The organism is Desulfofundulus sp. JL263-se (assembly GCF_056316025.1).
The window spans coordinates 3,077,146-3,091,040 of record NZ_CM149993.1; the positions used below are offsets into that span (position 1 = coordinate 3,077,146).

A 13,895-nucleotide genomic window follows, 5' to 3' on the forward strand; every position below is an offset into this window, starting at 1 on the left:
GTGAGATAATGGTGAGCCGTAAAAAGGACAAAATTGATGATAAAGCACTATCAAAAAAATATCGTACCAATGTAAAAAAACTAATATCGGCCTGGAAAAAGGGCTACAGCGATATGGAGGTAGCACAACTTACAGGAGTGGATACATTTACCCTGCAACAAATAAAAATTGATATCGAGCTGGCGCACAGGCGGCTTCGTAACGAGAGAAAGAAAAAATCACAAGATCAAATTACCCGGGAGCGCCATATCTTTTTAAGCCCGTTTATATAATAGCTGTAAGAAAGTTCCTCCGGAGATGCGTTTATGATTCTGACCTCACAGGTTTTACACAGGAAAAGTCCGTAAATTAACAGCCCCCGGGGTATAAATATATTATAACCACAGACCATACAAGAAACAGGCTTTGCCATATCACATACCCTCCGGTTTTATTATTTAATTTAGAATATGTACTTACCCGCAAATAGGTTTGCATATAAAAGCAAAAAGCTGCGGAAAAAACCGCAGCTTTTTGCGTATTATATTTTTTAGTTTTCCTTCTCTTTTTTCTTTTTCTTTTCCACCGCAATGGCACAATCCGGACAAGTAATTTGGCAAATGCCGCAAGCAATGCATTCATCATTTATTTCCACCGACGGAGTGCCATAAACGCCCAGAACATCCGACCATCTTATGCATTTCTTGGGGCATTTTTCAATGCAGAGCCCACAACCCTTGCAAAGTCCGGGGAAAATGGTCCAAAATCCTTTTTCTACTTCCAGCGTGCGTCCTTTAAAGTCCAAAGACATAAACCGACCCCCTTATAATGCCTCGGCCACAAGCTCGGCACCACGTTCAATGGCCTTGTAATTCATATCCCGCAACTTTGGATTCTTTTCAAACTTATAGCCTAATTTTTTCTCGATGGCTTCTTTGGCCTTATCTTGCGGTACTACTCCCGTTGCCTTTATTACCGCACCCATAATAATGACGTTAAATACCCTTGGGTGCAGCTCGCGCTTGGCAACATCCAAAGCCGGAATACCTAATACTTTCTTGGCATCTTTGGGAAGATCATCTTCTCCGATGCCCTCAATTCCCGAATCATATACAAATATGGTTTCCGGGCCCACGTATCTCCGCGTGCGGTAAACCGCCCTGTCACTGAGGGCCACCACAATATCTCCCGTATTAAATTTGGGTGCGCCGATGGGCTCGTCCCCGATCTGCAGGTAAGCCACTGAAACGCCGCCCCGCTGCTCAACACCAAAATTGGGAATGTATAAGGCTTCCCGGCCCTGTTCGTTTGCAGCCTCGGCCAGTATTTCAGCCACTGACTGCACACCTTGACCACCTTCACCGGCAAGAATTATTTTCCAAGCTTTACCCATTAACCTGTCCCTCCTCTTTCCGAGAGCCGGGGACTTTTAATTCACCCACATTAAAGTACTGGGACATTTGTTTCTCCACAAACTTCCAAGTATCTTCAGCATTGGTCCTCCAGTTGGTGGGACACAGGGATAAAGCTTCCACAAAGCTGAAGCCATTACCCTTTATTTGATTCTCCAAAGCTTTTTTAATATAATTTTTGAGCTGCTTAACATTTGAAACCGTCCCCCGGGCTACATAAGCACCTTCAGAGGCAATGGCGGCAACCATTTCCGGGCCCAGGGTAGGACGCCCGGTTTTCTCCACATCTCTTCCGTAAGGGGTGGTTTCAGTTTTCTGTCCCGGTAAAGTAGTGGGCGCCATCTGACCACCGGTCATACCATACTGAGTATTATTTACTAAAATAACGGTAATTTTTTCATTACGTGTGGCCGCGCTAACCAGGTGCTGGGAACCTATGGCATAACCGCCCCCGTCACCCATATAAGCAATCCCAACCAGATTCGGATTGGCCCGTTTTAACCCGGTGATAACCGGAGTGGTCCGCCCGTGGTGAGTTTGAATGGTATCAACGTTGAAAAAGTCCCATGCCAGTAAAGAACAGCCTATATCACAGCCAAACACAGTCCTGTCCTGAATATTTAACTCATCTATGGCCATACCCAAAGCCTTTAAAACTATACCATGTCCACAGCCAGGACAGAACTTGTGTGGTTTGGATTCTACGCGCCAGCATTTAGGCATGGCAGGTTGAATAGACATAAAAAGGGCCTCCTTTCAATTTCTTGTTTTAGGGAAATTTTCCAGGTTAAGCTTCACTTTTCGTGGAAAAATTCCCCTCTAAAGAATCTCTTTTACTTTTGCCTCAATATCTTCAGCAGTAATACCTACACCGGGCTTAAAAAAGGATAGCATCTCTGCGGTACAGCCATAAACAGCTTCTTTAACCAGGCGGTCTAACTGCCCGTTGGCCGATTCCACAACCAGCAATTTTTCAGCCTTATTTGCCACTTCGCGAATTTCAGGCACAGCCATGGGGCGCAGGGTTATAGGACGGAAGTAACCCACGTTATATCCTGCCTCCCGCATGCCCTTCACTGCCGCTTTCGCTGCCCTGGCAACAACCCCATGGGCAATCACAACCAGCTTAGACTCTTTACTGCCTATTTCTTCATATTCTGCAACTTCGGGAGCTATTTTGTTATAATCCGCAAAATATTCCTGCAAAATCTCATATAATTCCTCTTCTACATTGTAGGTATTCCGAAAATGTGCCGGCGGCCTGTCAACCCCCGGAGTTCCCTCTTTCCCTACATAGGGCTCCGTTGGAACCATTTTAATTCCCCGCACTTCGGGATCATATATAACCAGGGACTCGCGCATTTTTGCCTGGTAGCCGTCAGCCAGCACAAAGGTGGGGAACCTGTATTTCCAGGCAGCGTTAAAAGCCTTTATGGTATAGTCAAATAATTCCTGATGAGTAGAAGTGGAATAGACAATCCTAAGACCTTCTCCGTTACCGCCCAGGGTTGTCATGGTTACCTCTTGCTGGGAATAAATAACAGTGGCTGTGGATGGCCCTCCCCGCTGCTGAATAACAGTAACGGTAGGCAGGCGCATTGCCTCTGCCATGCTCATTGGCTCTTGCATTAAGGTATTTCCGGGTCCCGCAGTGGCAGTAAAAGCCCGCTTTCCGGCCATAACTCCCCCTATAGTGGTAAATCCTGCCGAAAGTTCGTCTTCCGTCTGCAAAAATTCCTTGTTGAATTTGGGGGCTAACCTGGTCCAATAATGCATGATTTCATTTTGAGGTGTAATGGGATAACCATACATAATATCCGCTTCTGCTGCCAGGGCAGCCCAGGCAATAACCTCATTGCCGGTCATAAAGACCCTCTTTTCTCCCTGAATAACCTTTTCCGCCATATAAGCTGAGTACACCTCCTGAAAACAACTTAGATTTGTAACACCTGTAACAAACCACCACAGGTATTTACCCGGCAAGATTATAACAGATCTTAATTTGGGGAAATTTTCCAAGTTAAGTTTTACTTATTTAAAGATAATACTTCGTGGAAAAATCCCCCCAAATTACCAAAGTGTATTGGGCATATATCTTGTCAAGCTGCGCACCGGGTTACCGGCGCAATCACGGGAACCCAGGGCTTCAGCCAGCTCTTTTACAGCAGTGGTTGCCACCACGGGCAATCCCAGCTGCCGGGCTGCCTCCGATACGATTCGGGCCCCTTCCTGTATTATTTCCAAAGTGGTATCGTCACCCCAGTGACTGTTATTTATCAACCCGTGAACAGTACCCAGTTCCCTTACAAAGCTAACAATATCCTCTACTGTAGACGTCATGGGCCGGGCAATATTTACCACAACTATTACATGCAAATTTGCTTCCTCCCGGACACCCTCCAGGAGGTTTAATGTTTTAGCACCTTCAACACCGTAACCGATATCTAAAATAACATCTCCCTCGCGCCGCAGGGCCCACCTGCTTTCAGGGCGTAAAATGTTGCCCGTTTCCCCCAGGCCTATGGCCTCGCCGGTTTCCCACGCCAGAACCTTCAACCCCATTGCTTCTAACTTTTTTTTAAGGGGACGCAAGGTATAGCACGGCTCCACTATATCTAAATCCACCAGGGTAACACGGGAACGGCCTTTTTGCAGCAAGTCAATGGCTCTGTTTACAGCCACTTCACTTTTTCCGCTGGCATATTCACCTATATATCCTTCCACTATCCGGCTGGCAATGTTGGATCCACCTCACTTTATATTTTTAATTTATAAAAATTATAAAAAGCCAACCTTAAAAAATCGAGACAATTTGTCCCGTCTTGACATTACTTACATAATAGTGCAAATAAATATACCCCGTCAAGGAAAGAGATAGTGTCTAAAATCTTTAAAATATTGTCAATTAAAGGAATAAATAGTTAAGAAAAACAAGTAATATTACCCCTGGCACACGCAATATTCCTACCAGTAAAGCAGTAAACGGATTAACCGCAATGTGCATGCCTGCCATTCCTAAAAAAATATTCATTATTACCAGTAACACCATACCAACTACCAAACAGGCCCCAACCTTTAATAAAATTTTCAGCGGCCTGAAGGCAACGGCTCCCATCAAAAAAAGGCCCAAAACACCCAATAACACAAAGATCACATAATTCCATTCCATATCCATACACCCCCTAAGGCTACTTGTCTTCATTATATGGATAGGAATGGAAATTATGTCATTCTATTTCACGCCGGCCCTCCAGTGCTTTGGAAAGGGTTATTTGGTCGGCATATTCCAGGTAGGAGCCCGCGGGTAAACCGTAAGCTATTCTGGTAACCTTAACATCCAGGGGCTTTATCAGCCGGGCCAGGTACATGGCGGTGGCATCACCCTCAACGCTGGAATTGGTAGCCAGGACCACTTCTTTGACTCGCCCGCCCTCAAGGCGCTTAAGCAGTTGCTTTATAGTAAGCCGGTCGGGCCCGATACCCTCCGAGGGTTTCAGCACCCCGTGGAGAACATGATACAGACCCCTGAAACTGCGGCTTTTCTCTATGGCCGTCACGTCCTTGGGATCTTCTACCACACAAATTATATCAGATACCCGGCTAACGTCGTTACATATCCTGCATGGATCGGTATCGGCAAAATTCATACATGTAGAACAATACCGTATGGAATTCCGGGCTTCCAAAATAGCTTCGGCCAGATTTTGAGCTACTTCAGGTGAAGCGCTCAACAGGTAAAAAGCCAAGCGCTGGGCCGTTTTAGGTCCAATACCCGGCAACCCGGAAAATTCGCGCACCAGGCGTTCTATGGCCCCATCGCTCATAATGACTCACTCCCGCTAAAAAATTCGGGGGAATTTTTCTATGGAAATATTATCCTTGAATGAGCAAAACTTAACCTGGAAAACTTCCCCCAAACCCGGGAATATTTAAGCTGCCCGTAATTTTACTCATTTCCTTAGCCATCATTTCCTGGGCTTGTTTAAGGGCATCATTTACAGCCGATAAAATCATATCCTGGAGCATTTCCACGTCACCGGGGTCCACTGCTTCCGGCTGAATTTCAATGGCCACCAGTTCCTGCCTGCCATTAACAACGGCCTTTACCATACCCCCGCCTGACGTGCTTTCAACGGTACGCTCACCAAGTTCTTCCTGCAATTTAGCCATTTGGGCTTGCATTTTTTGAACCTGTTTCATCATTTTAGCAATGTTACCGCCCATAAAAAATCCTCCTTTAATTTTTTTAAAAAATATTACTCAGGTGGCAGCTTCTCTACCTCTTCAGCTCTAAAAAGTTCCATAGCACTTTTAAAGTCCACTTCCCGGTTATCTCCCTCCCATTCTTCCGGGCGCTTTTGCCTGGTATCACACCGAACGGTCCAATTGCCTTTAAAGAAGGAACTGAGGACTTGAGCCAGCAATCTCTGATTATTTTCTTCCTCCATAACCTCTTTTGCTATATCACCCTCCTCATAGCCCAAAGTTAATACGCAGCCCGCAATTTTCGCCGGCCAGGATGATTCCAAACATGCATAGGTCGCCTTATTCTTTCTTTTAACCGCCGCCAAAATTTGCGGCCAGAGTTTTTTAACCTTTTCCAGGGATATACCGCCAGCGGCCGCGTTCAAGGGTTGTTTTCCCTTCTTAATTACGTTATTGCTTACTGTGTTTACATTGTTTACGATATTTACATTATTTCCCCCATTGTCATTTTTGTACACCTGCTCAAGGTCACCGGATTTTTCTTTATTATCATCAATTTCAGGGGCTGAAATTACATTCTTCTTGCCGGTGGAAATCCGGGACTCCAATAATTTTTCCACCCGTTCCTCCAGCCGGGCCAGGCGCAGCGCCAAATCGTCCACCGAATTATCTCCCCCGCCCTCCACAGCTTCAAACACAAATAACTCCAGCAATAACCTCGGCTGTGAACTCCACCGCATTTCCTGTTCATACCGCACCAAAAGTTTCGTTATATATAAAAGCAAGCGCCGGTCAAAGGAGGTTACGGGCCTGTCACCTTCGCCGGCAAAGGCCATATCTTTAACCAGCAAGTTCCTCAAATAGGCTCCCAACTGGCGGACAAAAACGCGCAAATCCTTTCCTTCGGTAACCAGGGTATCCACCAATTCAACGGCGCCGGCAATATCGCCCGCAAGCAAAGCCTCCGTCATTCGGCGAAGTACATCTTCATATACCGTTCCCAGGATCCCGTGTATCTCTTGTTCAGTAATTTTACCTTCGCCCAGAGAAGAAGCCTGATCCATTATACTCAAGGCATCCCTGAGACTCCCCTCGGCAGCCCGGGCAATAAGTCCCAAAGCATTTCCCTCGACGTCCAAGCCTGCCCCCCTGGCCACTTCCTGCATTCGGCTTACCATTTCCTGCTCGGCAATGGGCCTGAAATCAAAGCGCTGGCACCTGGAAAGGATGGTTACCGGAACCTTATGGGGTTCGGTGGTGGCCAAAATAAAAACCACGTGGGCCGGCGGTTCTTCCAGGGTTTTCAATAAGGCGTTAAAAGCCTCATTGGTCAACATATGTACTTCATCGATTATATATACCCTGTACCTGCAATTGGACGGAGAAAAGTTTATCTTTTCCCGCAGATCCCTTATTTCATCAATTCCCCGGTTTGACGCGGCATCTATTTCTATAACGTCCATGGAGCGCCCCTCCATAATAGAAAGGCAGTTATCACAACTATTACACGGTTCCGTAGAGGGTCCTTTTACACAATTAAGCACTTTGGCCAGTACTTTGGCAGTGGTTGTTTTACCCGTACCGCGGCTGCCGCAAAAAAGATAGGCATGGGAAATGCGCCCGGTGCTTAAAGCATTTTGCAAGGTACGGGTAATATGCTGCTGGCCCACTATTTCCGCAAAACTTTTTGGCCGCCACTTACGGTACAGAGCCTGGTAAGTCAAAAACATACACTCCTTTTTGTTACTACCAATACCAAGATTACTTCGCCAAATCATATCCCTTTTCCTTGTATAAATTTAAAAAGACCATACCGCCTCTGCGATATGGTCCAAATTTAATGCCGTGCACCCACCCTCGAATTATGACTTCCGGGCGTTACTCCTGCAGGTAGCTCGGATCAGGCGCCCTCGCGGCACCCGGAGGGACTTCCTTAGTGCTGCTTCCGTCAGGACCTGACACGGTTCGGAAGGCTCCGTCGCGCGAGACCCAATCGTCAACACCCCTTACAGGAGCCGGACCCCACAAGCCAAACCCTCAGGTGGGAATTCAGCCCTGCTATAGCGGATTGCAGGTTCAGGGCACCGCTACCTCCCCGCCTAGCACGGCAATTTTTATAAAATAAAAAATGGCGGAGAGAGTGGGATTCGAACCCACGAGGCGATTTCAACGACCGCCTACTCGCTCTCCAGGCGAGCGCCTTCGTCCACTCGGCCATCTCTCCACAGACTAATCTATGGTTAAAACTAATATTTTATTTATTTTTTTGGCGGAGAGACAGGGATTCGAACCCTGGAGACTGCTACTCGCAGCCTACTCGATTTCGAGTCGAGCGCCTTAAACCAGACTCGGCCATCTCTCCGTATTTTAAGAATTCTTGTTTTTACTTCTTAATTCCCGAAAAAAACGCTGCATAATTTCCCGGCATTCATCTTCCAGGACGCCGGATACCACAGCCACCTGGTGATTAAACCTGGGCTCACGCACTACGTCAATTATGGAATCCACTGCCCCGGCCTTGGGATCTGGCGCTCCGTAAACGAGGCAGTCTACCCGGAACTGTACAAGAGCTCCGCCGCACATGGCACAAGGCTCAATAGTAGAATAAAGGGTAGTACCCGAAAGCCTCCAGTCACCTAACTGGCGGGCCGCCTGCCTCATAGCCACTATTTCTGCGTGAGCCGTACTATCCACCAATGTTTCGCGCAAATTATGCCCCCGGGCAATAATTTTACCATCCCTGACAATTACTGCCCCAACAGGGACTTCACCAAGGGCGTATGCTTTACACGCCTCGTCCAGCGCCGCGCGCATAAATTGAATATGTTCTTTCACTGAAATCCTCTTACCTTTTAGGGAAATTTTCCAAGCCAAGTTTTGCTTATTTTAAGGTAATATTTACGTAAAAAATTCCCCCCAAGAAAGTATAAAAAGATGGTGCGCCCGGAGGGAATCGAACCCCCGACACGCGGTTTAGGAAACCGCTGCTCTATCCCCTGAGCTACGGGCGCTAAGGAAAAGAAAGCTGTTAGACGCGCTGCTGCATACAGCGCAAGTCTAACAACTCCTTGGCGTGCCCGAAGGGACTCGAACCCCTAACCTTCTGATCCGTAGTCAGACGCTCTATCCAGTTGAGCTACGGGCACATAAGTCATTCACTTTTACCTCAGCACATTGCACAGTTTATTTTAACAAAAATATTTAACCCGGTCAAGAATATAATTCTTACCAAGGACCAGATATTTAATATATGAGTTAATATTATCAGAATAGAGCCGAATATTCAAGAAGCTTTTTTGCAAAACCGACCCGGCCTGATTAATACAGGCCGGGGTAAAATTTTTTAGCTGTAAGGGGAAACTATCTCTGCTATTTTCTTAAATTTAGCAGTCATTTCATTTACCGTATTTTCAAGTTCACCTATTTTTAATTTACTTTCATCAAATTCACTCTGCAATTTCAATATTTGAATTCTTTTTTTATCCAATTCATCTTTCAGACTATTAATTTTATTAATTAGTTGTACTTTCTCTTTTTCCAATTTATCTATTTCTTGCAAAAGTTTCTCTCGTTCATCCGCCTCCGGAAGGGAAAAAACAAGCATTTTACTGAGATAGTCTTTGACAATACTTTTGCCGTAACCAGGATCCGGGGCCCACATTCCGCCTAATTTTTCCACCGTGGGAGCGACACCCCTTCCCACAAATTCGGCAACTATTTCAAAACGGGGATCCACCAATTTGCGGCCTGCAGGAAGGGGGTAATCGGTAGCATAGCAGTAAAGATGTTGAATATGGGCCTCCACACCCGTTTCGGGATCGGAGAAGCGGGCGTGATCAGAAGGAGAATCTCCCTTGGCATCGGCTTTTTTAAGACCGCAATAGTTATTGAATTCCGGCTTTACTGCTCCAGTAAATTTGAAATAATCAGTCTCCTTACAAGCCTGGGCCAGGGCAACATCAGCCCTTACATTGTAAATAGTAGCTACGGAATAATAAATATCCACTAAAAATACCCAGTTGGGAGCCATTTTTTCTAAAAATCCTTTTGCCTGTATTTTACCAACTTCTGGTGTTCCCATAATAGGTGTTCCGTAAGCAGGCTCCTGAGGTATTTCTTGGTACTTCACTCCCAGGTAAGTGGCTGCACCCCGTAAAATGGCACCGGCAATGAGCTTAAGGGTATCGGGCCGCGAAATATATTCTGCTTCTTTGGGATCTCCACCTATAAAGCCGGCTTCCACCAAAATGGCCGGCATGGCAGTGTAGCGCAATACGTAAAAACTGCCGGGCTTTATTCCCCTGTCCCGCAAACCGGTACTTTTTATAATTTCCTTTTGCACAAAACTTGCCAGGCGCTTTCCCTTTTCAGAAGTATAACCTTTATTAGAAAAGTAATACGTCTCTACTCCCTGCCCCTTGTAGTTCGGATCGGCATTTTGGTGAATACTGATATAAATATCTGCCCCGGCATCATTGGCGATTTTAACCCTGGCTTTGAGGTCAGCCGGTATATTTTCGACGAGAAGGCTATCTTCCAATCGCGTATATATAAAATTTACACCCGGTAAACTGTTCTCTTGTTTCTTAATTTCCCTGGCTATAGCTAAATTATTGTCTTTTTCCCGGCGGCCGCTTTTTGATATGGCGCCCGGATCACTGCCACCGTGGCCGGGATCTATACAAACCAGCACCATTATCAACTCCTTTCACTTTTACATGTTATTAAAGGGACACCAAAATGTGCTAAGGCAATCGAGTAGGAGGGGGTGATTAACCCCCGTCCTCTCACACCACCCAGCATGCGGGTCCGCACTGGGCGGTTCACCAAGCGCTACGAATAAAATGATAACGCTCGGTTAAACTCATGAGGCCCTGGGCCTGCCAGTAGGCAGTGTTCAGGGCATTGTTTAATGGGCCGCCGGTTATGCGCCAGTATCCCTTACGGGTGTTCGCCAGCTGGTGTGCGACCCATTCCGGGAGACCGAGGGCCCGCAATTCCCGGTAACGGGTGCGAACCCGTTTCCATTGTTTCCACAGGCACATGCGCAGGCGCCTTCGTAACCAGCCTTCAATATCCATTAATCTGTTGGACATGTCGGCCAGTGCAAAATATCCTACCCAACCCATCAGGTACTGGTTAATCCGCTGGATGCGTTCTTCCATGCTTATGCTTTTGCTTCGAGAAGTTAGTTCCCGGATTTTGTCCTTCAGCCGCTTGATGGTTTGAGGGGCCAGGCGGATGCGCACTTGCCCCTTGATTTTGTACATGCTAAAACCAAGGAATTTGCGCTTCCATGGACGGTCTACCGCGCTCTTGGTCTCGTTTACTTTGAGTTTTAACCGTTTCTGCAGGTAGGCGGTTATGCTGGCCTTGACCCTTTCTCCGGCCCGGCGGCTGCGAACATAGATGTTGCAGTCGTCAGCATACCTGACAAAGCGGTGTCCCCGCTTCTCCAGCTCTTTGTCCAGGTCATCAAGTATGATGTTGGCCAGTAGCGGGCTTAGAGGCCCACCTTGTGGTGTGCCCTCGTCCGTTACCAGGACCAAACCATTTACCATGACCCCGGATTGCAGGTATAGCCGGATTAGTTTGAGTATGCGCTTATCTTTGACTTTGCGCGCTACCCTGGCCATGAGGATATCGTGGTTCACCTGGTCGAAGAATTTCTCCAGGTCGATGTCCACTACCCATTCATAACCTTCTTGCACATATTGCCGCGCTTTGCGCACGGCATCATGCGCGCGACGCCCGGGCCTGAATCCATAGCTGTTGGGTGAAAATCCAGGGTCGAATATGGGCGTCAGTACCTGCAGAAGTGCCTGCTGGATTAAGCGGTCTATCAAGGTTGGGATTCCCAGAAGTCGCACTCCGCCGCCCGGTTTCGGGATTTCGACCCGGCGCACGGGTTGCGGCCTGTAGGTCCCGGCGAGCAGTTCTTTACGTATGCGCTCCCAGTTCTCTCGCAGATAGGCACGGAAGGATTCAACCGTCACTCCATCTACCCCGGGGGCTCCTTTGTTTTGCTCTACCCTCTTTAGTGCCGCCAGCATGTTGCTTCGCGCAAGCATGGCTTCCAGCAGGTTGTTATCATTTCCTTCGCGGGATGCATCCTCGGGTCGTGCCGGAGACACACTCGGCCCTCCCGCGGTCCCCCGCGGCTTCACCGCTTCCTCCCGCGGGCAGGCTCCGTTTGGAGTTTTCTGCTGTCTTCGCATGTCTCGCGAACTTGCCAAGTTCATCCCTCCACCTGGTGTTCGGTCCTTCCCTGCTTTGACGTCTGAAGCAGGTACTATGACCTCTGCTGACTTCTGCCGGTTCAGCCGGGCCTCTCGACCCGGGTTACCCAGCACTCAAGTTCTGAGTGCTGGGCATATCCGGCAGACCTCCCCGGGTAAGAGCGATAACTTTCCTCCCACACCCGCCGCGTTTACCGCCATACCCCTTGGCAGCATTGGGCTTTGCCTTGTCTTGCAGGCTCGCCCGAATATGACGGCCTCGCCCGCGGTTCGTGGTCCTCGGGTCGGGATTTTGCCTCGGGCTTCCTTCGGATTCCACGTCGCCGTGGACACCCTTGCCGTTGGCTAGCGGTTGGTGCTGCCAACCCCCGCAGGGGACTTTCACCCCCAAGTTATCGCCCATGCCGGGCGCACAAAAAATAAGGCGCGTACCTGAAAGTACGCACCTTTAGGTGTGGCGGAGAGAGAGGGATTCGAACCCTCGAGACAGTTTTTTAACCGTCTACTCGCTTAGCAGGCGAGCGCCTTCAGCCTCTCGGCCATCTCTCCGCAAATATACTTCTTTCTGGCGGAGGGAGTGGGATTCGAACCCACGGAACCCGGTAAAGGGTTCAACGGTTTTCAAGACCGCCTCCTTAAACCGCTCGGACATCCCTCCAGGCTATTCCTTAGCCAGGGCAATGGGTAGTATAACATGGATAAAAAACAATGTCAATACGTTAAAAAAGCCCGCGGCCGAAAATTTTCGGCCACCGAGCTTGATTATAACAAACTAACCTATTTGCGTCAAGCCGCCCATATAAGGCTGCAGCCTTTCTGGAATCCGCACGGTACCGTCTTCTTGCTGGTAGTTTTCCAATATGGCGGCAACGGTACGTCCCACGGCCAGGCCCGAACCATTCAATGTGTGCACGAATTTGGGCTTGCCTTTACCTGTTTTATAACGGATATTGGCCCGACGGGCCTGAAAATCAGAAAAATTACTACAAGAAGATATTTCCTTATAATCCCCGTAACTGGGCAACCAAACTTCAATATCATAAGTTTTGGCGGCACTGAAGCCCAAATCTCCCGTACATAAATTAACAACCCGGTAAGGTAATTCCAATAATTGAAGAATCTTTTCCGCATCTATGGTAAGTTTTTCCAGCTCTTCGTAAGAGTCTTCCTGCCGGCAGAATTTTACTAATTCCACCTTATTGAACTGGTGCTGGCGAATTAAACCCCGGGTGTCCCTCCCTGCAGCGCCGGCTTCGGCACGAAAACATGCACTGTAAGCACAATGATAAATGGGCAGTTTATCGCCATCCAATATTTCATGCCGGTAAAGATTGGTTACCGGTACCTCTGCCGTGGGGATTAAATAATAGTCCATGTCCTCGATTTTAAACATATCCTCTGCAAATTTGGGTAGTTGGCCCGTACCTATCATGCTGTCGGTATTAACAATAAAAGGCGGAAAAATTTCCACATAACCGTGCTCCCGGGTATGAACATCCAGCATGAAATTAATAACCGCCCGTTCCAGCGCCGCTCCCAGTCCTTTATAAAAACTGAAGCGGGTCCCGGCAACTTTACTTCCCCTTTCAAAATCTATAATATCCAGCGCCTCACCGATTTCCCAGTGTGGCTTGGGTGCAAAGTCAAACCGGGTTATTTCTCCCCAGCGCCTCACTTCTTCATTATCATTTTCATCTTTCCCTACGGGAACGGACTCGTGTACTATGTTGGGAATACCCAAAAGAATTCTTTCAATTTCCTCCTCCAAAACCCTTATCTCTTCATCCATTTCTTTGATTTGGTCGGACACCCGGCGCATTTCTCGCACCATATCATCAACATTTTTTCCTGCTTTCTTCAGCCGGCCGATTTCTTCGGACACCACGTTCCTTTTATTTTTCAGCTGCTCAACCTCGGCCAACTTCCTCCTCCTGCGCTCGTCCAGCCTGAGAAAAGGCTCCAGACTGATATCGCTTCCCCTTTTCCTGAGGGATTCCTCAACTACTTCGGGGTTCCTGCGCACAAACTTTATATCGAGCAAAAATCACACCTCCTGAGC

At 47.8% G+C, this 13,895-nt stretch carries 16 protein-coding genes, 6 tRNA genes and 1 other RNA gene; 1 reads left to right on the plus strand and 22 read right to left on the minus strand.

Annotated elements, in window-relative coordinates:
- Window positions 1–8: 8 nt before the first annotated feature.
- Window positions 9–272, plus strand: coding sequence for a hypothetical protein (locus tag ACX4JR_RS15975; RefSeq protein WP_476058985.1), 264 nt, complete (start codon window positions 9–11; stop codon window positions 270–272).
- Here the strand turns inward: ACX4JR_RS15975 and ACX4JR_RS15980 are convergent.
- The 22 genes from ACX4JR_RS15980 to serS form a co-directional block, all read right to left on the minus strand.
- Complete coding sequence (locus tag ACX4JR_RS15980; RefSeq protein ID WP_476058986.1) at window positions 227–412, minus strand: sigma factor G inhibitor Gin; 186 nt, start codon at window positions 410–412, stop codon at window positions 227–229. The genes ACX4JR_RS15975 and ACX4JR_RS15980 overlap by 46 nt on opposite strands.
- A 117-nt stretch (window positions 413–529) precedes the next feature.
- Window positions 530–790, minus strand: coding sequence for a 4Fe-4S dicluster domain-containing protein (locus ACX4JR_RS15985; protein ID WP_476058987.1), 261 nt, complete (start codon window positions 788–790; stop codon window positions 530–532).
- 12 nt (window positions 791–802) lie between these two features.
- A complete protein-coding gene (locus ACX4JR_RS15990; protein WP_476058988.1) occupies window positions 803–1,372 on the minus strand; it encodes a 2-oxoacid:acceptor oxidoreductase family protein in 570 nt (189 codons plus the stop codon).
- Window positions 1,365–2,132, minus strand: a complete 768-nt coding sequence (locus ACX4JR_RS15995; protein WP_476058989.1) for a thiamine pyrophosphate-dependent enzyme — start codon at window positions 2,130–2,132, stop codon at window positions 1,365–1,367. Before ACX4JR_RS15995 ends, ACX4JR_RS15990 begins: the two co-directional genes overlap by 8 nt.
- A 78-nt stretch (window positions 2,133–2,210) precedes the next feature.
- Window positions 2,211–3,296: a ferredoxin oxidoreductase gene (locus ACX4JR_RS16000; protein WP_476058990.1), complete on the minus strand. Its 1,086-nt coding sequence runs from the start codon at window positions 3,294–3,296 to the stop codon at window positions 2,211–2,213.
- A 165-nt stretch (window positions 3,297–3,461) separates the two neighbouring features.
- Window positions 3,462–4,115 (minus strand): hypothetical protein, encoded by a 654-nt coding sequence (locus ACX4JR_RS16005; RefSeq protein ID WP_476058991.1) that lies wholly within the window; start codon window positions 4,113–4,115, stop codon window positions 3,462–3,464.
- A 181-nt stretch (window positions 4,116–4,296) separates the two neighbouring features.
- Window positions 4,297–4,560 (minus strand): pro-sigmaK processing inhibitor BofA family protein, encoded by a 264-nt coding sequence (locus ACX4JR_RS16010; protein ID WP_476058992.1) that lies wholly within the window; start codon window positions 4,558–4,560, stop codon window positions 4,297–4,299.
- 58 nt (window positions 4,561–4,618) lie between these two features.
- Window positions 4,619–5,215, minus strand: a complete 597-nt coding sequence (recR, locus tag ACX4JR_RS16015) for a recombination mediator RecR (protein ID WP_476058993.1) — start codon at window positions 5,213–5,215, stop codon at window positions 4,619–4,621.
- Window positions 5,216–5,285: 70 nt separating this feature from the next.
- Window positions 5,286–5,615 (minus strand): YbaB/EbfC family nucleoid-associated protein, encoded by a 330-nt coding sequence (locus ACX4JR_RS16020; RefSeq protein WP_476058994.1) that lies wholly within the window; start codon window positions 5,613–5,615, stop codon window positions 5,286–5,288.
- A gap of 32 nt (window positions 5,616–5,647) precedes the next feature.
- Window positions 5,648–7,321, minus strand: coding sequence for a DNA polymerase III subunit gamma/tau (gene dnaX, locus ACX4JR_RS16025; protein WP_476058995.1), 1,674 nt, complete (start codon window positions 7,319–7,321; stop codon window positions 5,648–5,650).
- Between the two features lie 119 nt (window positions 7,322–7,440).
- Window positions 7,441–7,705, minus strand: an RNA gene (gene ffs / locus ACX4JR_RS16030) — signal recognition particle sRNA large type.
- Window positions 7,706–7,726: 21 nt separating this feature from the next.
- Window positions 7,727–7,821: transfer RNA gene (locus tag ACX4JR_RS16035), tRNA-Ser, on the minus strand.
- A 43-nt stretch (window positions 7,822–7,864) separates the two neighbouring features.
- A tRNA-Ser gene (locus ACX4JR_RS16040) sits at window positions 7,865–7,959 on the minus strand.
- A 5-nt stretch (window positions 7,960–7,964) separates the two neighbouring features.
- Window positions 7,965–8,432, minus strand: coding sequence for a tRNA adenosine(34) deaminase TadA (gene tadA / locus ACX4JR_RS16045; RefSeq protein WP_476058996.1), 468 nt, complete (start codon window positions 8,430–8,432; stop codon window positions 7,965–7,967).
- A 100-nt stretch (window positions 8,433–8,532) separates the two neighbouring features.
- A tRNA-Arg gene (locus ACX4JR_RS16050) sits at window positions 8,533–8,608 on the minus strand.
- 58 nt (window positions 8,609–8,666) lie between these two features.
- Window positions 8,667–8,743, minus strand: a tRNA-Arg gene (locus tag ACX4JR_RS16055).
- A gap of 197 nt (window positions 8,744–8,940) precedes the next feature.
- Complete coding sequence (locus ACX4JR_RS16060; protein WP_476058997.1) at window positions 8,941–10,293, minus strand: N-acetylmuramoyl-L-alanine amidase; 1,353 nt, start codon at window positions 10,291–10,293, stop codon at window positions 8,941–8,943.
- Window positions 10,294–10,420: 127 nt separating this feature from the next.
- Window positions 10,421–11,677, minus strand: coding sequence for a group II intron reverse transcriptase/maturase (ltrA, locus tag ACX4JR_RS16065; protein WP_476060484.1), 1,257 nt, complete (start codon window positions 11,675–11,677; stop codon window positions 10,421–10,423).
- A 262-nt stretch (window positions 11,678–11,939) separates the two neighbouring features.
- Entirely contained in the window at window positions 11,940–12,239 is a 300-nt protein-coding gene (locus tag ACX4JR_RS16070) for a hypothetical protein (RefSeq protein ID WP_476058436.1), read from the minus strand.
- A gap of 52 nt (window positions 12,240–12,291) precedes the next feature.
- Window positions 12,292–12,385 (minus strand) — tRNA-Ser (locus ACX4JR_RS16075).
- Between the two features lie 17 nt (window positions 12,386–12,402).
- Window positions 12,403–12,494 (minus strand) — tRNA-Ser (locus ACX4JR_RS16080).
- A gap of 114 nt (window positions 12,495–12,608) precedes the next feature.
- Complete coding sequence (gene serS / locus ACX4JR_RS16085; RefSeq protein WP_476058998.1) at window positions 12,609–13,877, minus strand: serine--tRNA ligase; 1,269 nt, start codon at window positions 13,875–13,877, stop codon at window positions 12,609–12,611.
- Between the last annotated feature and the right edge of the window lie 18 nt (window positions 13,878–13,895).

What these genes read in the sequence shown, in the direction of transcription:
- ACX4JR_RS15975 (WP_476058985.1), top strand. Translation starts at nt 9, where the DNA reads ATGGTGAGCCGTAAAAAGGACAAAATTGATGATAAAGCACTATCAAAA.
- ACX4JR_RS15980 (WP_476058986.1), bottom strand. Translation starts at nt 412, where the DNA reads ATGGCAAAGCCTGTTTCTTGTATGGTCTGTGGTTATAATATATTTATA.
- ACX4JR_RS15985 (WP_476058987.1), bottom strand. Translation starts at nt 790, where the DNA reads ATGTCTTTGGACTTTAAAGGACGCACGCTGGAAGTAGAAAAAGGATTT.
- ACX4JR_RS15990 (WP_476058988.1), bottom strand. Translation starts at nt 1,372, where the DNA reads ATGGGTAAAGCTTGGAAAATAATTCTTGCCGGTGAAGGTGGTCAAGGT.
- ACX4JR_RS15995 (WP_476058989.1), bottom strand. Translation starts at nt 2,132, where the DNA reads ATGTCTATTCAACCTGCCATGCCTAAATGCTGGCGCGTAGAATCCAAA.
- ACX4JR_RS16000 (WP_476058990.1), bottom strand. Translation starts at nt 3,296, where the DNA reads ATGGCGGAAAAGGTTATTCAGGGAGAAAAGAGGGTCTTTATGACCGGC.
- ACX4JR_RS16010 (WP_476058992.1), bottom strand. Translation starts at nt 4,560, where the DNA reads ATGGAATGGAATTATGTGATCTTTGTGTTATTGGGTGTTTTGGGCCTT.
- recR (WP_476058993.1), bottom strand. Translation starts at nt 5,215, where the DNA reads ATGAGCGATGGGGCCATAGAACGCCTGGTGCGCGAATTTTCCGGGTTG.
- ACX4JR_RS16020 (WP_476058994.1), bottom strand. Translation starts at nt 5,615, where the DNA reads ATGGGCGGTAACATTGCTAAAATGATGAAACAGGTTCAAAAAATGCAA.
- ACX4JR_RS16060 (WP_476058997.1), bottom strand. Translation starts at nt 10,293, where the DNA reads ATGGTGCTGGTTTGTATAGATCCCGGCCACGGTGGCAGTGATCCGGGC.
- ACX4JR_RS16070 (WP_476058436.1), bottom strand. Translation starts at nt 12,239, where the DNA reads ATGGGCGATAACTTGGGGGTGAAAGTCCCCTGCGGGGGTTGGCAGCAC.